Origin of the sequence: Pseudomonas sp. ANT_J28 (assembly GCF_008370005.1) — a bacterium.
In the GTDB taxonomy this organism is placed as follows: Bacteria; Pseudomonadota; Gammaproteobacteria; order Pseudomonadales; family Pseudomonadaceae; genus Aquipseudomonas; species Aquipseudomonas frigoris.
Genome location: NZ_VOBM01000012.1, coordinates 117,636 through 134,246 on the forward strand (window position 1 = coordinate 117,636; position 16,611 = coordinate 134,246).

The following is a 16,611-nucleotide window of genomic DNA, read 5'->3' on the forward strand; positions in this document are numbered from 1 at the left end:
GTCAGGCCACCGCCCGGGACATGACGTACAAACAATCGCGTACGGATGCCCGGCCTTCTTCGAGGGTGCGCAGGTGCACACCGGGTACGTCAGGGTGCGAGTCAATGCGTGCCGGCGCGTGCAGGTAAACATTCAGCGGTCGCTCGCTGGTGGACGCCTGCAATTGGATTTCACGACCGATCAACGCGGTCAGCGCGACGTCGCTGTCGCTGCTGCCGACCGAACGCACCGCCGCCCAGCGCCCTTCCCGGGCCAGCAGCAACACACTGCGCACTGGCTCGGCGACCACGAACAGGAAGTCGCCGGCGTCGAAGCTTTTATCGAAATGATTGAACGCCGCCATCAGGTACGGCTGCACCGAACGCAGGCGCAGGCCACGACCCGTGACCAGCGTGCGCAGATGCGTCAGCAAGTCCTGCGGCAGCGCGGTGGCGACCCGGTCATAACCCGCCGGCTCAGCGGACAACACCATGCTCCAGGGTTGCGGCGGTACGCCGTAAAGGTCTTCGAAACACAGTTGGGCAAACCCGAGCAATTCGGCAGGGCTGCTGATCTGTTCGCTCCAGGGCACCAGACAGAAGCGGCTGAAGTGCCCGGAGATCACCACACTCAATTCGGCGCCAGGACGGGTGTGTTCGCCCAGCAGACGGTCGAGGGTTTCCAGCGCCACGGCCCAGGCATGGAAGCCTTCGTCGATAAAGCCGACGCTGCCCAGCCACAGGGTTTCACTGCCACGGCGCTGGCCCAGACCGACACCACTGGCGCCGAGCACGGCGACAAAACGATCACGAGATAAAAGTGACACGATTGATCTCCTCGAGCGTGGTCCGCCCCTCTGCAACCAGCTCCAGTGCCGACTCGCGCAACAGGCGCAAGCCACGGCTGCACGCCAGGGCCTTGATTTTCGAAATGGGTTGGCGCTCGACGATCATTTGCCGCAGCTCGTCGTCGAGGTGCAGCAGTTCGGCAATCGCCGTACGCCCGCGGTAACCAGTGCCCCGGCAATGACCGCAGCCCTTGCCATGGACGAAGTGGTAGTGATCGACCTGTTGCGGGTCGAGGCCCGAAGCGCGCAGTTCTTCGTCAGTCGGGTAGCTCGGCGCGCTGCAACTGGCGCAGACCAGTCGGATCAAGCGCTGGGCCAGCACCGCATTGAGTGCCGAAACGAGGCTGTAAGGGTCGATTTCCATCTGGGTGAATCGGCCGATCACGTCGAACACGTTGTTGGCGTGAATGGTGGTGAACACCAGGTGCCCGGTGAGCGCCGATTGCACGGCGATTTGGGCGGTGTCGGGGTCGCGGATTTCACCGACCATGATCTTGTCCGGATCATGGCGCAGGATCGAGCGCAAACCACGGGCGAAGGTCAGGCCTTTCTTTTCGTTGACCGGGATTTGCAGCACGCCCGGCAGTTGGTATTCCACCGGGTCTTCAATGGTGATGATCTTTTCCACGCCGTGGTTGATCTCGGTGATCATCGCGTACAGCGTGGTGGTTTTGCCGCTACCGGTGGGGCCGGTCACCAGCACCATGCCGTAAGGTTCGGCCGCCAGCCGGCGCAGATGGCGCAGGGTTTCTTCTTCGAAGCCCAGGGCTTGCAACTGCACGCCGCAGACCTTGTCGGCCAGGTCCTGTTTGTCGAGGACCCGCAGCACCGCGTCTTCGCCGAAAATGCTCGGCATGATCGACACCCGAAAGTCAATCTGCCGGCCGCTGATGCCGATCTTGAAGCGACCGTCCTGAGGCACGCGTTTTTCGCCGATGTCCAGTTCGGCCATGACCTTGACCCGGGAAATCACTTGCTCGGCGAATTCGCTGCCCTGGATTTTGCTGATGTTGTTCAGCACGCCATCGATCCGGTACTTGATCACCAGACCGCTGCCGGTGGTGCCCAGATGGATATCGCTGGCGTGCATTTTCAGCGCGTCGTAGAGGGTCGAGTTGACCAGTTTGACGACGACGCTGGCGTCTTCGCTGATGCTGGTCAGGGACAGGCTTTGCAGGGTATCGATTTCGATATTGGCGTCGGCCTGGGCGTTAAGAGATTCCACGGCGTGGAAGCTCTCTTCGTGGCGTGCCAGGTAGGCCTTCAGGTCGTCGGCATGCACCAGGTACAGCGGCGCGCCGTGCAGGCAGTCGTCGATCCAGGCCAGGCGTGAAGTATCGAAGGGGTCGGCAAAGACGCCGATGACCCCATCGTCGTGACGCAGCAGGATGAATTCGCGTTTGAGGCATTGGGCCAGGGTAACCCGGTCGAACACCGGGGTGGCTTGAAACAGGGCGTCGGTGTCGAGCACCGGATAATGCAGGGTCGCGCCGAGGCACTGGATGAAGGGCATGGGGGCCAGTTCGCACAACACCCCGAGGGCTTCCAGTACCCGTTCACCGGAACTGGCGGCCAGGGAGCGTGCCTGGGCCAATTGCTCACTGGAAAATCGAGACGGTACACAGTCCAACAGCGCCGGTTCGACGACAAGGGATAGACGGTCCATGGCATGCTCTCCAACGCCGGGGGCTTTGAGCCCTGTCGACGCGGCAGGCCATTGCGGCGATTGCCGGAACGTCTTGTCGCGCCACTACTCCCCGGTGAGCAATTGTTCGTCGCCTGGTGCCTTGGAGGTCGATAGACTTCGTCGACGATCTGCCAGCACCCAACTGCCGTCGTACAACTGCAGCGGGAAACTCTCGGTCCTGCTCTGGCGTCGTTCGACAAAACCTTGCGAATTACTCATGCCTGCTTTGGGTTCGCGCTCCATCCCCAGAAGGTCGCAGACTGCTCGGGCCAATTCCGCCAATGGAAACGGTTTGAACAGGATATGGCTGACTCCCAGTTGCCGGGCCCGCTCACAGACTTCAGCGGTTGGGTGCCCGGTAATCAGCACAAAATGACACTTCCTGTTCTGGCGGACAGCATCGAGCACCTCAAAGCCTTCCATGTCAGGCAAGCGGTAATCGAACACCATCACATCGGGTGCAAACTGTTCGGCTTCACCGATACCCGCCGCACCGTTATGCGCAATCCGGACGTCGAGCTCTTGCGCCTGAAGGTAATCCTTGAGGTTTTCGGCAAGGAGCTGTTCGTCTTCGACAACCAGTACTTTGTTTAACAAGGTCGACTCCTTGAAACCGCAGGTCCGATGTTCCAGCCCTGGGAGTACGCGCCTTCACTGAGGCTAACGCACACTTCATGCCAGGCTGAGCGCCGGTTTTTTACCGTTGTACGTCTTTGATTTTCATGAAAAAACCATTTCATCCAAAAACTCCATCCCCCAAAGGCGGGGAAGCACTCGGATGTACCTTGAAGCATTTCCCCACTATTGGGGGGGGGAACCTTCAATCATCGTCAACCCGTTCGATTCGATTGCTTGATCGCAGCTGCGCGAGAACCTGTAGACGAGCTTGAGCCTGTAGCTGTCGGGCAAGATAAGCCCGGACCATTTCAAGCCCTTGCACCTCTGAGACATCGGTCGCCTCCAAGTGGTTCTGCAGGTAGATCAAATGCCAGCCCAGCGGTGTACGCACCGGTGTACTGACAGCCTCCGGTGCCAGGGCAAAAGCCGCCGCTTCGAATTCAGGCATCATCCGTCCACGAGGAAAATAGCCCAGATCACCGCCCTCGCTGGCGGAAGCATCTTCGGAACCGGCCCGGGCGACGCTGGCAAAATCCTCACCCGCACTGATTTCCACACGCATTTTCTCTAAGCGTAGCCGGGCTGCTTCAACCGCGGCGGCATCCGCGCCTTGAGGCACTTTGATCAGGATGTGCCGTGCCTGGATTTGTTCCGGCCGGCTCATCTCTGCGCGATGCTCGTCATAGAACGCACGGACCTGTTTTTCGTCAGGCCCGGCGACCTGCGTGAGGTCGGCAAACACTTGCTGGGCTGCGAGCTCACGGCGGGTGTACTCGGTGTAACCGACTTCGTCGAAACCGGCGTCTTCCAGGCGCCGGGCGAACACGTCGGCACCGCCCATGGCCTGCCGGGTCTGATCGACCTGGCGTTGCACCACCGCGTCACTGACCACCACCCCGCGCTTGACGGCTTCTTGCCACAGCAATTCTTTGTCAATCAAGGCTGTCAGTGCCGCCTGACGTAATTGCTTGTAGGCCTTGGGGTTGCGGATGCTGCCCACCGCCCGGCCCTGATCCTCCAGGTATTCGGCGAAATAACGCTCCAGGCGAAACGCGGAAATGTCCTCGCCATTGACCCGCGCGGCGGCCGGGCCATTGCTGCAGAACGCCACGGGAACCCACAGCGTGAGCAGGAGCAACAGAGTCTTGAGCGGCATGATCGAGACCTCCAGTCAGGGTGTAGCGGCAATGGGTTTATAGGGCGCGACCAGATAAAAGCGCTGGCCGGGCAAGTCCACGGTGACGATATGCGCGCCACGCAAACCGAGGCGGCGGCCGGGACCGAAGCTGATCAGCGGGGTCAGCCCGGTATCGAAGTCATGCAGGCCTTCCAGCGCACTGATGAGTTTCTCGCGGCTGGCGTCGCGCCCGGTCTGTTTCATGCCTTCGCTGAACAGCAACATCGAACTGAACGCGCCGACTTGCAGCATCGCGTGCTGACCGCCGAGCCCCTGGCGTTCGCGCAGTTGGGTCAGGGCCAGGCGTCCGGCCAGCGTCCAGTCACTGGGCACGAACGGATAAGCCAGAAACACCCGCCGGGAAAAATCACTGGGCACCTGCAACAGATCACCCGCCACCTGGTTCGACGCAGCGAACAGATAAGGCACCTGCCCCGCCGCCTGCAAGCGCTCGGCGAGGCGACTGAAACCGCCGCCGCTGCCCAGGTAAAACACCGAACGCGAGCCCAGTGGCAGTTCGTCTTGCGCCGAGTCGTAGGCTTTCAGACTGACCTTTTGCCAGTCGTGATCCTGCAAGTACTGGCCGAGGCTCTGCGCCGCCAACCGTTGACTGGGCTCGTCCGGGTAAGTGATCAGCGTCGGTCCCTGGATCACCCGTAAATTAACGGTGGCGTAATCGGCCAGGGCGATCAGTTGCTCGCGCAACCCCGGCAGCGGTTCGAAAATCTGCCGACTGGCCTGCGCCGTGCCCAGCAATGACAGCGGTCCGATCAGCGGAATGCCGGCCCGTTCCAGGCGCGCGGCCAGGTCCGAGTCCAGTGCCGGCGCCAGCGGCGCGATCCGGGCGAACACCTGTTCCTGCTCGATCAATTGATCCAGCGCCTGCTCGGCACTGGCGCGGTCCGGGCCCGAATCGACGATGGTCAGGCGCATCTGCCGGCCATGAATCCCGCCCGCTTCGTTGATTCGCGCCACGCTGCCCCGGAGCACCGCCGCCACCGTGGCGCCCTCCTCGCTCAACGGCCCCTGGCTTGGCAACAAGGTGCCCAGGTGCAGACTGTCGGGGGTCAGGCCGGGGTCGCGGTCCTCGGCCACGCGTTTGAGGTAGGCCGTGAGGTTGCGCTGATCATTCATCGACAGGACGAAGCGCGGCATCGCCGGGTCGAGCCGATTGTTGCCCGGATCACGCCCTTCCTGGATGGCCCGCGCCAACGTGCCTTCGGTATACACCGGGTAATTACGGCCATTGATTTGCTGCTGGCCGTAAGTGCTGGTGAGCCGCGACCAGCTGAGATCCGGCGGTCGCACACCGCCTTCGGGCCGCCCGAGGCCATCGGCGCCGTGGCAGTTGGCGCACGGCAGGCTGGTGGCGGGCAACAGTATGTCCGCCGCCCCGACCCGCGCCATGATCGGCTCGCCACTCGCGGACACACCCTCGCGATACAGCCGTTTGCCGGCGCTTTCGTTAGGGCTCAGCGGCAACGCATCAGCGGCGAAATGCAGGCCGCCAAGCAGTAGCAGGCCGAGAGCGAGTGAAGTTCTCATGGCGCGGGCTCAACGACCGGCCACGGGCATTGTCAGCAACTGCAAGCGCTGGGCAATGGCGGCGGCCGGGGCATCGGGACGGATTTTGCTCCAGCGTTTGTTGGCCACGTCACCCACGATCAGTTGTGTTGAATGCTGCTCGGGGGTCGGCACGATCTGGCCGATGCGCCCCAATACAAGGTCCATCTGTGCCTTGTCGCCGGTAAGAAAAAGCCAGTGGGGGCCATCGACGCCCTGCTTCAAGGTGTAAGCCTTGAGTACCGCTGGCGTGTCACGCAGCGGATCACTGGTAAGGGAGATAAAAGTGATGCCGCCCGCCTTGTCGCCCAGCAACTCACGCACTTCCTTGAGCTTGCGGGTGATCAGCGGACAGGCATCGTTGCAACGGGTGAAAATCACATTGAGCAGCACCACGCGGTTCTGCAGCGCGTCGCTGTAGAACCGCAGGATCTCGCCGTTCTGGTCCTGCAACGGCGTGTCGGTGAACCAGGTTTTCGCATCGCGGGTGCCAGTGCCCGTAACCAAGCCGGGCGGTGCGGCAACGGCGGCCACCGCGGGTGCCGGCCCTTCGTGCCCTTCGTGGGCTGACGCCAGCGAACTGAACAGGCAAAAGCAAACCATCAGGGTGATCCAGTCGAGGGCTCTCATGGCTGCTGCTCCATCGCGATGGCGGTGTGCTTGGCGTGGGCGTTGCGCTGACCGCTAAGTTTCTCCACTTCACGGGCCAGCACCGTCGGGTCGGTGAAGCCGTAATAGCGGGTCCAGTGGCGGCTGTTGCCATCACCCACCAGAATCAGTGGCTGATGATTTTTGAAGTCCCCGCTGAAGGTGCCCAGTCCCTTGAGGGTTTCGTTGATCGACTGCGAGCTGCCGGTCAGCCAGCTCCAGCCCGGGCCGTTCTGAAAGTTGCGGGCGTAGTCGTTCAGGCGTTTGGCGTCATCGCGCTGCGGGTCGATGCTGATCGACACCAGTTGCACCTCGCCGCCGACCCGGGCACCCAGCTGTTTTTGCACCTTGCCCATGATCGACGACACCACCGGGCAAACCGTGGTGCAACTGGTGTAGATGAAGCTCATGACCACAATCTTGTTGGTCACCAGGTCTTTTTCCAGGCGCACCGCTTTGCCGTTCTGGTCCACCAGCGCCACGTCGGCGAACTTGACCTGGGCGCTTTCCGAACGGGCGCTTTTGGCCGGCATTTCGTGACCGGCGTGTTCATCCGCCGAGTGGGCCAGGGCCTGGCCGATACCGGCGGCCAACAGGCAGAACGTCAGCAGTCCACGGTGTGCGAATCGGTTCATGTCGAACTCCTTTTTAGTGGGCATCGCCGGGCAGGACCCGAACGCTGGCAAAAGTCTTGTCGTCGAAACGCGCGCCCAGCGAGGCCGCGCGTACGTGCAGGTACCAGGCGCCGTTCTGGTCGAGGATCACCGGGGCTTCATAAACGCCGTCACCCACTTCCAGCGCGGCGACTTGCTGGACCCGGGACGTCGGGGCCCGGAAGTAGCGCACCTGAACGTCCTTGACCCCGCTGCGCTGTGCCTTCTGCTTGCCCTGAACGATGCGAAAACGCACCACGTAAGGACTGCCGAGGACGGCGGTGGACGTGCCGAGCATGAATTCCACCTTCGGCACCCCCGGGTGACGGGTGAGGGTTTTATCCGGCTCAACCAAAGCCGTGAAGCAATGGATGATGTTCGGCTGGTTCAGCAGGAAGGCCACGTCGAAACGTCCGGCGGCGGGCAGTTTGATCCGGGCGCTGTACAGCCCCGGCTCGACTTCGCGCAGGCTGCGGTCGATGACCATCGCCGCCCGCGCCACTTGCCCACGATTGGGATAGCCGGACATCGGCGCGTTCATGCCTTCGGCGTAGAAGTAGGTGGTGTTGTCCACCGGGTTGACCACAAACACCGCGTTGTCATCCCGCGACACCGCCAGGCTCGACGCGAGTGGCAGGTCACCAGCCAGCCGTGGCGCCTGAGGCCCGGCTTCGAAACCCTGGCTGATCGGCGTGCGCCTCTCGCCGAGGGATGACAAGTTGATCATCGTGACCTTGGCCGACGCCAGTCCGCGAATGTAGGCGTAGGCCTTGGTGAACACCACTTGATAGGGTTCGGCGGACACGTCCAGTTCATGGATCAACGAGTCGGTGGCCGCATCGATCACCGAGGCCTGGTTCTCCAGGGTGTTGAGCACGATGCCGAAACGACCGTCAGCGCTAAAGCCCATCGGGCCCAGGCCCTGTTTCATCTTGATCACCCGCCGGACTGCGAGGCTGGTCGTGTCGACCACGGTCACCGTGCCGTCCTTGCCATCGGCGACATACACCGCCTGGGACAGCGGCGAGTACGCCACGGACAACGGGTGCGAGCCGGTCTTGAGTTGCTTGCTGATGGTCAGGCTGGCGATGTCGATAATGCTCAGCGTCCCTTCATCGCGGTTGGTGATGAAGGCAAAACGACTGTCCTTGCTGAAGGCGATTTCGTGATGCCCGGCACCGGTGGCCAGGTGTTTGAGCGTCTTGAGGCTGCGCGTGTCGATCACTGTCACCCCGGACGCCTCGGGCGATTTCGCGTTGTTGCCGACCCACAGCAAACGCTCATCCGGTTGCAATGCCAGCCGTACCGGGTTGCTGCCGGCGGCGACCGAGTCGATCAACTTGAATTGCTCGCTGTCAATCACCGCAATTTCATCGGCGGTTGGCATCGAGACGAACGCCCGCTTGTTGTCACGGGGCGTGACCCAATCCATCGGCGGTTGCTTGATGTCGATCCGCGCCATCGTGCTGGTGATCCCGCCCACCGACACCGACGGATCGACCACCGAGACGCTGGCATCGCGGTTCATCACCAGCAGGAAGTAGCTGTTCAGATCGAGCAACGGTCGCGCGCCGATGCTCGATTTCAGAAACACCCCGACCCGGGATTTGCAGCTGTGTTCACGGCCCTGGGCCTGGTCGGCGGCGACGGTTTCCGGATCGAGCCAGGCACCGGGTGCGGCACCCGACAGTGGCTGGCCCGAAGCGCTGTCAGTCACCCGAAAGCGCACGTCGGCGAACTCGCCTTCGCGCAGCACGCCGTCCTGCGCCAGCGGCCGCACCTCGAGCGCCACCGACACCCCGTCACGCTCAAGCGTCTGGCCGCTCCAGGTGTCCGGCAGCGCGATCTCGCTCAGCATGGCCGGAGGCGTCGTGCGCCATACCCCCAGCCAGATCAGCGCCAACCCCACAACCAGCGCACATCCGGCGATTTTGATGGTCCTGTTCATAATGCTTCTCCCCTTACAGATCCATGCTGTCTCACCGCTCCTACACCTACGGGACCGGAGCCGGTTCAGGTTCGTTGGTCACCCGCAGCAATCCCCAAAGCCCGGCGGTGTTGCCGTAAGCGCCGTAGTCTCGGAACAGGTAGTCGCCCAGTATTGCATTGCTGCCCCCGGCGCTCGGGTGCATGAAGCTGAAGTGCGCCGCCGGCAAGATGCTTTCGTGGGCGCCGATGTACATCGACATCGGGTTGAAACCGAACCGCACCGAACCCACCCCTGGTGTACTCATTGGATAGCCACTGGTATCGCTCTTCTCCGACTGGAACGGGTTGACCGACCAGACGTGACCATCCAGTTGGAAGGTCGAGCCACGGCTGCCACCGGTCGGCATCAGAATGTGCGTGCGGAACGGTTGCCCCGGTTTCACATACAGCACCGGCGTTTGCGGATCGCCCCCCACCAGCGCATTGCTGAAGGCCATGTGCGCATTAGGCACGTCGCCGTAACCATGACCGTCGGCGTGGCCGAACGGCGCATCCGGTGGCAGACCGAAGCGGAACCACATCGGCTCGGTCTTGTAGTTGATGGCCATGCTCGAGTTGTCCTGCGGATCGGTCGGTACACTAGCCTCCGAGGCAATACCTTCCACCGGACGACCATTGGCCCAGCGCATGTTCAACGCCTTCTGCCAGACCATCGCAAAATCGCGGTAGGTGGTTTGCCCCGGTGCGGTGACCGTCGCCGATACTTTGCGTGCATCGTCAACCCAGGTGGCGCCGATCGGCAGGATGCTCATCGCACCACCAAGGCCTTTTTGCGGCTGCTTGATGACGTCCGCCGGGGTGAAATTCAGCCCGCCAAATTCCACCGCCGTGGCATTGATGTTGTCGACACTGCGGCCCAGTTGCGTGACCGGTTTGCCTTCACGCTCCAGGTGCCCGGCGTAGTACTGATAGGTACGCGTCGGGTACGCGCCGACATTGCCAACACGCGGCGGCACGGTCTGGGTCGGGTTGGTGCCGACGTTGGTCCCGTCGGATTTGGTGATGTCGTACGCCAGCAGTTGTGCGTGCAGGCCCACCGTGCTGGACGGCCGCATCAGGTTATTGCTGAAGGTGGTCGAGCCCTCGCCATCGTTGCGGTCACGCTTGACCATGCCCATTACCGAAGCCGTCTGAGTCAGATCCGGCATCACCATGGGCAGACGGTTTTCCAGCGTGATGTTGATGCAATCACCGGCCGCCGCACGCAGCACCAGCGGTTCGACAGGCACACCGGGTTTGAGCTTGCCGGTGATCGGATCGAGGTCGCCCTTGCGCACATAAAGGATCGCCGTCGGGTCATGCAATGGCCCGCTTTGCCCGCCGATGGTGAAGGTCCCCTCCACAGGGTCGGTCACCGTGACCTGAGGAATGCTCACTGCCCGCGAGTTGTACACCAGGGTGCCGCCCGCCGGCTTCAACGCCCCGCCGACGTGTTGCCCGATACCGGCCGGATCGGCCATCGACAGGTTCAGCGGATTGCCCAGGATGTCGTTGGCCAGCGCCGCGACCACTTCATAGTTGCGTTGTGGCGTCGGCCGGGTGCCGATGCCGTTAGGGTTGGCGCCGTACCGTGGGCAGATGCCATCGAATGCCACGGTGTTGCGCATACCGGCCGGTTTCGCGTTGTTCGGTAGCGCAAACAGGTCGCTGCGCTGCGCCGTGTAGTTGCGCATCACACCCCAGATCCCGCTCCAGTAACCTTCCAGGGAGGCGTCCATCGAGTACAGGTAATCCCCGGTGGTCGCGGTCGCGCTGGAGATCATCGACACCGGCGCATTGAAGCCCATCTGCTCGGAGATCCCGATCATTTGCGACGAGCGCCAGCCGGAGTTGGAGCTGTTGCCGAAACCGGAACCGCTTTGCAGCCACTTCACGCCGTGCAGGGTCACGTTGTGCTCTTCTTCGTGACCGCCGGCATGCACCCGCAACCGCACGTTGTCACCGGTGTAGGTGCGCAGCATCGGGGTGAACGGGTCGCCCGGTTCTGCACCGCCACGGTTGATGTGTGGCGGGAACAGCGTGGTGCCGCCGGTGGGGCCAGTGGCCGCAGTCACCAGGTTCGGCGCCAGGTTCATCGCGGGGATGGCGCGGTCGGTTCGGCTTTGCATGGCGTACGCGAGGTCGCCGCCGAGGCCGTCGGCCTGCATACCACGCTTGCCGTCCGGGCCGACCTTGTTCGGGTCGTACACCCGCAAGGCCAGCGGTTCGTTGCGGTAATTGACTACGAACATGCCAGGGTCATCGACCGAGATAGCTTGTGGGCATGGCCGGCTTGGGCAACCGGGCATCAGTCCACCGCGGGCTTCGACCACCTGTTCAAGCAGGGTCTCGGCTTCTTTTCGCACCGGTGGGTTGATCGCGTAGCGGAAGCTGTCAGCCGTGGCCGGGAAGGCTTGCGGATTAGGCACGCCGTTAGGACCGGCGCCCACGTACACACCGGCTTCATAGGCGTGCTGGAAGTCGCTGTATTCGAGGAAGAACTCACGGAAGCTGTCGTTCTTGCCGTCGCCGTCCAGGTCACCGGTGGACACCACCGCTTGCCACGAGGTTGGCCCGCCGTCCTGCCGCGCGCCGCTGTACAACGGCTCGCCGGTTTCGGCGTGGAACCAGGTCGAACCGGCAGGTTCTGCCAGCACGGTGGCGTACAGACCGATTTGTTGGTGAGTCGATGGGCCGAGGTGGTCGTGGGTGAAGATGGTCCCCAGGCCACGGTCTACGCCTTTGGCGTTCACCACCGGATCGACAAACCAGCGCTGCATCGCCGTGCGCGCGCCGACCCAGTCGGCCCGGCCGTATTGGCCGAAGAACGGGTGAGCCTTGGCTTTCGGGCAGGCCGGCGTGCCGTCACGAGGATCGGTGCCTTGGCACTGGTTGAACTCGCGAATGGCGTGGATGCGTTCTTGCACTGCACCGGGGGAAAGCACGCCGTCTTCATAGTTCCAGCCGTTGGCCGAACCGTCAGCAGCCGTCAGGTCCCATTTCGGCAGGTGAATGTGCTGGCCGATCACGTCGGTTGGCGTGCGCACCTGATAGTCGTCCATTTCATAAGTGGCCGGCACCAGGTTGGTTTGCTGGTATTGCACGCAGTCGAAGGTGTTCATGCGCATCACCAAAGGCTCTGGCGGACGCTGCTTGTTGATCACCGGCCAGGCGTCTTCCCACAGCGCGAGAATGCGCGCTTGTGGGAAGTGGTAGCCGACCTTGTTGTAAACGGCATCGAACTGAATGTTCGCGGCTTTATAGACCCGTGGACGGTCGGCGGTGAACGTCGAGGAACCGCTGAAGGACATGCCATCAACCCGCTCACCGCTGTTGAACTCGCCGGTACTGGCGCTACTGGTCAGGCGTTTTTGCCGGTCATCCATGCACGGTTCGTAATACGGTGCGCCCGCGATCGGCAAGGCGCCGTTGGTGCGGAAGCTGCGCGCCACGATTTGATTATCGGGCAGCACGGCGAAGCTTGGGTGGTCTTTTCTGGCGTGGAACGCCATGGCCGCCTGTTCGACTTCGGTGCCTTCTTCCGGCATGTAAATGGGCTTGGCGCGTGTCACTTCCTTGGAGAAATCCAGAGACGTGGTAATGGTGTGTGCCCGGCCACCGGAGGAGAAACCGTCCAGAGAATGGCGCCCCAGGCCGCCATCCCAGCCACCCGACTGAGCCGGGTCGAGATTGGCCCACAAGGCGTTGCCGCTGGTTTGCAAGGACTGCGCCTTGGCAGCGTCGAGCATGTCCAGCGGTGGGGTCGGTGGGCGCTGGCCGACCGAGCTTTCCATGCCGCCGATCCAGAACGGATAGCCAGGGTTTTTCAGGCTGCCGTCGGCATTGCGGTTGGCTTCACTGCGATCCACCAGGGCCAGGGAACCGATGACCCTAGCGCCACCGTTACCGCTGAGTTGTTCGTCGTCGTCATCCTCCTCCTCGTCATCGTCGTCATCACCACCGGCCACCAGGGTTTCGCCGATTTTCGGCACGACCGCGACTTTGCCCGGCATCGGTGCCATGGCTTTGCCTGGCAGCGGCACGACGGCTGGAATCGGTGTACCGGCAACGATCTCGCCATCTGGCAAGGCGCGGGCGCCTGCCGCCGGTTTACCGCTGCGCAGTGCATAAGGTTCGCTGTGATAACCGTCGGCGCCCTGCTGGGACACCTCGAGCTTGGTGCCCTCTTCAAAGACGTCATGCACCCGCCACATGCTCCACATGCCTTGGGCAAAGTGCGGATAGAAGTGGCAGTGATAGATCGCATCGCCTGCGACCCGGTTGCGGTTGCCCGAACCCCCGTTGGCGATTTCGTAGGTGTAACCGGCGCCCGGACCGATGCCTTGGGCGTCCACATAGTCGGAGTTGTCGTCGTTGGGGTTGAACAACCACTGGTGCCCGTGCAGGTGGAAAATGTGCTGCTCGTGACCGTTGTGGGTGTTGCGGAATTTGATGAAGTCGCCGATATAGCTGTGGTTGACGTTGGACGGCTCGGACGGGTACAGCGCCATGGTCGCCTTGACCCCGATCTGATCGGCGCTCGGCGTTTCACCGGGACGAATGTTTTCCAGGCCGGCGTTGGCCGGCACGTCCACCAGCATCGCCACATCGCCGACGGTGTGCGAACTGAGGAAGAATTCTTCATAGGCGCAGGACAGGCAATCGTGCATCGGCCCGACACCCAAACGGTTGGCGACCACTTCGGCGCCCATGCCGCCGGAGCCATAGTTGATCATGAACGAGTCGCGAGTCGGCTCCAGTACGTGGGCCATCACCGGATCCGCCCAGTAAGCGGGGAACGCCTGGGTCGCGGCGGTTTCATCCTGGAACTGCGAGGCGAAATCGCGGAACGGTTCCAGACGGTTAGGGATCGCCGGGTTGCGTTTGCCAATGGCTTCCAGCGGATAGGTCGACGGCGGGAAGCTACCGTCGGCGTTGCTGCCCATCACAATCGCGTCGCTCTCGCTGGAAATGATTTCATAGCCGTCGACCATGTTGATGATCGGCGTGCCGGCCTTGCCTTCACGGATCCAGGGCTCGCGTTGCGGGTAGCGCGCCTGGTAATCAACGATGGGTTGACCCGTCGGAGTGCGGCCGACGCTGGCCAGGCGCATCTCTTCTTCGGTCACGGTGTTGCGATAGGTGCGGCCGCCCTTGGGCACCACTACCACTTGGCCGAACAGTCCGTTGGCCACGTTGCCCGCATCCCCTTCACCCCCGAAGGTCGCGCCGCGACTGCTGGCGGCAAACGCCCCTTCACGCTCGGCGTACAAGGTGTAGGAGCGGGCGCCGCCGGGGGCAATCAAGGTATTGGCGTTGCGCCCGGTATAAGACGCAATGTCGTCGATGCTGTTGACCGCTTGCATACCGTTGACCTGAAAGCCGACGTGGCGGTCGGTGACCTGCTCGTCAACCTTGAAGTTGCCTACGTTTCCGATTTCTACTTCACCCTCAATATCACCCACCTCCCCGCTTTCGTGGCTGCCAGGGTTGGCCTGGTAGGCGAGCAGGTTCTGCAGGTTGATGGTCAGGCAGTCACCGGCCGCGACGCGCAGTACCAGTGGGCGCGGACGCTTGTCGGGCCGCAGCGAGACTTTGCCCGGCACTGCCGCCCCGCCCTGGGCCAGGGACATCTCGCGGTCATCGACCACATCGCGGCGCAGGGCGAACATCATGCCGTTGACGTTCTGCGCGCCGAGACGGTTGAACATCAGCGGCTGATCCAGCGCCACGACGTTGGCCACCAGTTTGCGCTCGCAGCGCACGGCCGCTTCGGCCAGCTCGATACCCAGCATCGACGCCACCAACAACAGCAGATTAAACAAGGACGGAGCGTAGGGTATGCCGGTCATGATCACGGGCCTCGCTGTGGGTGCTTACAGGGAATACTTCTCGACTAATCCCCTTGAGCAAACCGCATGCCACAAATAATTTAGTTATTTTTCAATCGGTTATATGAACTACTTAACAACTCGGGGGATATTCCCCACCTATTCCCCCCACTTTTCGGGCTGAAGAAACTTCCCCCATACGCCCATCCCGTAGCAGCTGCCGAGCCTGCGAGGCTGCGTTCGGCTGCGTAGCAGTCGTGAGATCCGGCAACGCGGTGTTTCAGGAAAACCTCCTGTTCAGGTTTTACGACTGCTTCCCAGCCGAACGCAGCCTCGCAGGCTCGGCAGCTGCTACCGGTTGTGTTGCCCCACAATTGGGGGAACGTGCCCCACGGTCGCCGATCACAGCGGCGCATCCGCGGCCAGGCCCTGCAAGCGTCGGTATTGGCGCAAGACACTGGGCACGTAACGCTGGGTTTCGGCGAACGGCGGGATCACCCCGCCACGGCTGAGCACCGCTTGCGGCCCGGCGTTGTAGGCCGCCACGGCGAGGCTGATGTCGTTATCGAACAGGGTCATCAGGCGCTTGAGGTATTTGGCGCCACCCTGAATGTTGGCTTTCGGGTCGTAGACATTCTTCACTCCCAACTCCCGGGCAGTGGCTGGCATCAATTGCATCAACCCGCCCGCGCCCTTGGGTGACCGGGCACCGGAGTCGTAGGCGGACTCGGCCTGGATCACTGCATGCAACAGCGCTGCCGGTAATTCATTGGCTGTGGCAGCCGCCGAAACCAGCTCGGCATAGGGCTGCCGGGCAATCATCTGGGGTTGTTGATCCATGCTGACCCGGGCGGATTCAGACTCGTGAATCACCCGTTCATAGGTGCGGCCGGGACGGCGGACATTGGACAGAACGTAGCCGCCCTTGGTGTCCACGGAAACGAACACATCGGCCTGTACGACGCCGGTCAACACGAGCAGACCGAGCAGTCCTGTGGTGAGTGTTTTCATTATTTTTCCTCCCCTGCCGGCCCCGAAAAATGGGGCTAATGCCCCAATGGCCGGTAGTAAACCAGCCATACGCAAGCACTGTGCCGGATGCGCGCAGGCCCGTAATTCAGGGGTTGCAGAAGAATGTCCGGGCATGTGCATGGCAATTGCATAAGCCTTCATGGCGACCCTTCTGCCGACTGTGAGGTCATCATGAATCAGCGTTTGCGTTCCACCCCGCGCGCTCAAAGCGGGTTCACCCTGCTCGAACTGTTGGTGGTGCTGGTGGTGCTGGGGCTGTTGGCCGGCATCGTCGCGCCGAAGTATTTCGCCCAACTGGGCCGCTCCGAAGTGAAGGTGGCCAAGGCGCAAATAGAAGGCCTGGGCAAAGCATTGGATCTGTACCGTCTGGAGGTCGGTCACTACCCGTCGACCGAACAGGGTTTGCAGGCGCTGGTCACCGCGCCAAGCGATGAAACCAAATGGACCGGCCCTTACCTTCAGAAAAAACTGCCACAGGATCCATGGGGCCGTAACTACACCTATCGTTGCCCCGGCGAAAACGGCGAATACGACTTGCTGTCCATGGGTAAGGACGGACAACCCGGCGGCGAAGGCGAAAACGCCGAAGTCACCAGCTGGCAATGACG

General features: G+C 62.4%; 11 protein-coding genes. 1 reads left to right on the forward strand and 10 read right to left on the reverse strand.

Annotated elements, in window-relative coordinates; translation table 11 throughout:
• Position 1 precedes the first annotated feature (1 nt).
• The 10 genes from FQ187_RS11015 to FQ187_RS11065 form a co-directional block, all read right to left on the reverse strand.
• Entirely contained in the window at positions 2 to 805 is an 804-nt protein-coding gene (locus FQ187_RS11015; protein WP_149629476.1) for a hypothetical protein, read from the reverse strand.
• The gene (locus tag FQ187_RS11020; protein ID WP_149629477.1) at positions 786 to 2,492 is read right to left on the reverse strand and encodes a GspE/PulE family protein; all 1,707 of its coding nucleotides are present in this window, start codon (positions 2,490 to 2,492) and stop codon (positions 786 to 788) included. The genes FQ187_RS11015 and FQ187_RS11020 overlap by 20 nt, the downstream gene beginning before the upstream one ends.
• 84 nt (positions 2,493 to 2,576) lie before the next feature.
• A complete protein-coding gene (locus FQ187_RS11025; RefSeq protein WP_149629478.1) occupies positions 2,577 to 3,110 on the reverse strand; it encodes a response regulator in 534 nt (177 codons plus the stop codon).
• 223 nt (positions 3,111 to 3,333) lie between these two features.
• Positions 3,334 to 4,287: a peptidylprolyl isomerase gene (locus tag FQ187_RS11030; RefSeq protein WP_149629479.1), complete on the reverse strand. Its 954-nt coding sequence runs from the start codon at positions 4,285 to 4,287 to the stop codon at positions 3,334 to 3,336.
• A 15-nt stretch (positions 4,288 to 4,302) separates the two neighbouring features.
• Complete coding sequence (locus tag FQ187_RS11035; RefSeq protein ID WP_149629480.1) at positions 4,303 to 5,853, reverse strand: ABC transporter substrate-binding protein; 1,551 nt, start codon at positions 5,851 to 5,853, stop codon at positions 4,303 to 4,305.
• A gap of 9 nt (positions 5,854 to 5,862) precedes the next feature.
• Positions 5,863 to 6,501 carry an SCO family protein gene (locus FQ187_RS11040; RefSeq protein WP_149629481.1) on the reverse strand — a complete coding sequence of 213 codons (639 nt, stop codon included), beginning with the start codon at positions 6,499 to 6,501 and terminating at the stop codon, positions 5,863 to 5,865.
• Positions 6,498 to 7,154 (reverse strand): SCO family protein, encoded by a 657-nt coding sequence (locus FQ187_RS11045; protein ID WP_149629482.1) that lies wholly within the window; start codon positions 7,152 to 7,154, stop codon positions 6,498 to 6,500. The genes FQ187_RS11040 and FQ187_RS11045 overlap by 4 nt, the downstream gene beginning before the upstream one ends.
• 13 nt (positions 7,155 to 7,167) lie before the next feature.
• On the reverse strand, positions 7,168 to 9,120 hold the full coding sequence (locus tag FQ187_RS11050) for a YncE family protein (RefSeq protein ID WP_149629483.1): 1,953 nt from the start codon (positions 9,118 to 9,120) through the stop codon (positions 7,168 to 7,170).
• A gap of 46 nt (positions 9,121 to 9,166) precedes the next feature.
• The gene (gene mnxG, locus FQ187_RS11055) at positions 9,167 to 14,992 is read right to left on the reverse strand and encodes a manganese-oxidizing multicopper oxidase MnxG (RefSeq protein WP_149629484.1); all 5,826 of its coding nucleotides are present in this window, start codon (positions 14,990 to 14,992) and stop codon (positions 9,167 to 9,169) included.
• A 381-nt stretch (positions 14,993 to 15,373) separates the two neighbouring features.
• Positions 15,374 to 15,982: a lytic transglycosylase domain-containing protein gene (locus tag FQ187_RS11065; RefSeq protein WP_149629485.1), complete on the reverse strand. Its 609-nt coding sequence runs from the start codon at positions 15,980 to 15,982 to the stop codon at positions 15,374 to 15,376.
• Between the two features lie 192 nt (positions 15,983 to 16,174).
• Here FQ187_RS11065 and gspG point away from each other — a divergent pair, with 192 nt between their 5' ends.
• The gene (gene gspG / locus FQ187_RS11070; RefSeq protein WP_149629486.1) at positions 16,175 to 16,609 is read left to right on the forward strand and encodes a type II secretion system major pseudopilin GspG; all 435 of its coding nucleotides are present in this window, start codon (positions 16,175 to 16,177) and stop codon (positions 16,607 to 16,609) included.
• Positions 16,610 to 16,611 lie beyond the last annotated feature (2 nt).

Coding starts and splice junctions, on each gene's coding strand:
- FQ187_RS11050 (WP_149629483.1), bottom strand. CDS start 9,120: ATGAACAGGACCATCAAAATCGCCGGATGTGCGCTGGTTGTGGGGTTG.
- FQ187_RS11020 (WP_149629477.1), bottom strand. CDS start 2,492: ATGGACCGTCTATCCCTTGTCGTCGAACCGGCGCTGTTGGACTGTGTA.
- FQ187_RS11065 (WP_149629485.1), bottom strand. CDS start 15,982: ATGAAAACACTCACCACAGGACTGCTCGGTCTGCTCGTGTTGACCGGC.
- mnxG (WP_149629484.1), bottom strand. CDS start 14,992: ATGACCGGCATACCCTACGCTCCGTCCTTGTTTAATCTGCTGTTGTTG.
- FQ187_RS11030 (WP_149629479.1), bottom strand. CDS start 4,287: ATGCCGCTCAAGACTCTGTTGCTCCTGCTCACGCTGTGGGTTCCCGTG.
- FQ187_RS11035 (WP_149629480.1), bottom strand. CDS start 5,853: ATGAGAACTTCACTCGCTCTCGGCCTGCTACTGCTTGGCGGCCTGCAT.
- gspG (WP_149629486.1), top strand. CDS start 16,175: ATGAATCAGCGTTTGCGTTCCACCCCGCGCGCTCAAAGCGGGTTCACC.
- FQ187_RS11045 (WP_149629482.1), bottom strand. CDS start 7,154: ATGAACCGATTCGCACACCGTGGACTGCTGACGTTCTGCCTGTTGGCC.
- FQ187_RS11040 (WP_149629481.1), bottom strand. CDS start 6,501: ATGAGAGCCCTCGACTGGATCACCCTGATGGTTTGCTTTTGCCTGTTC.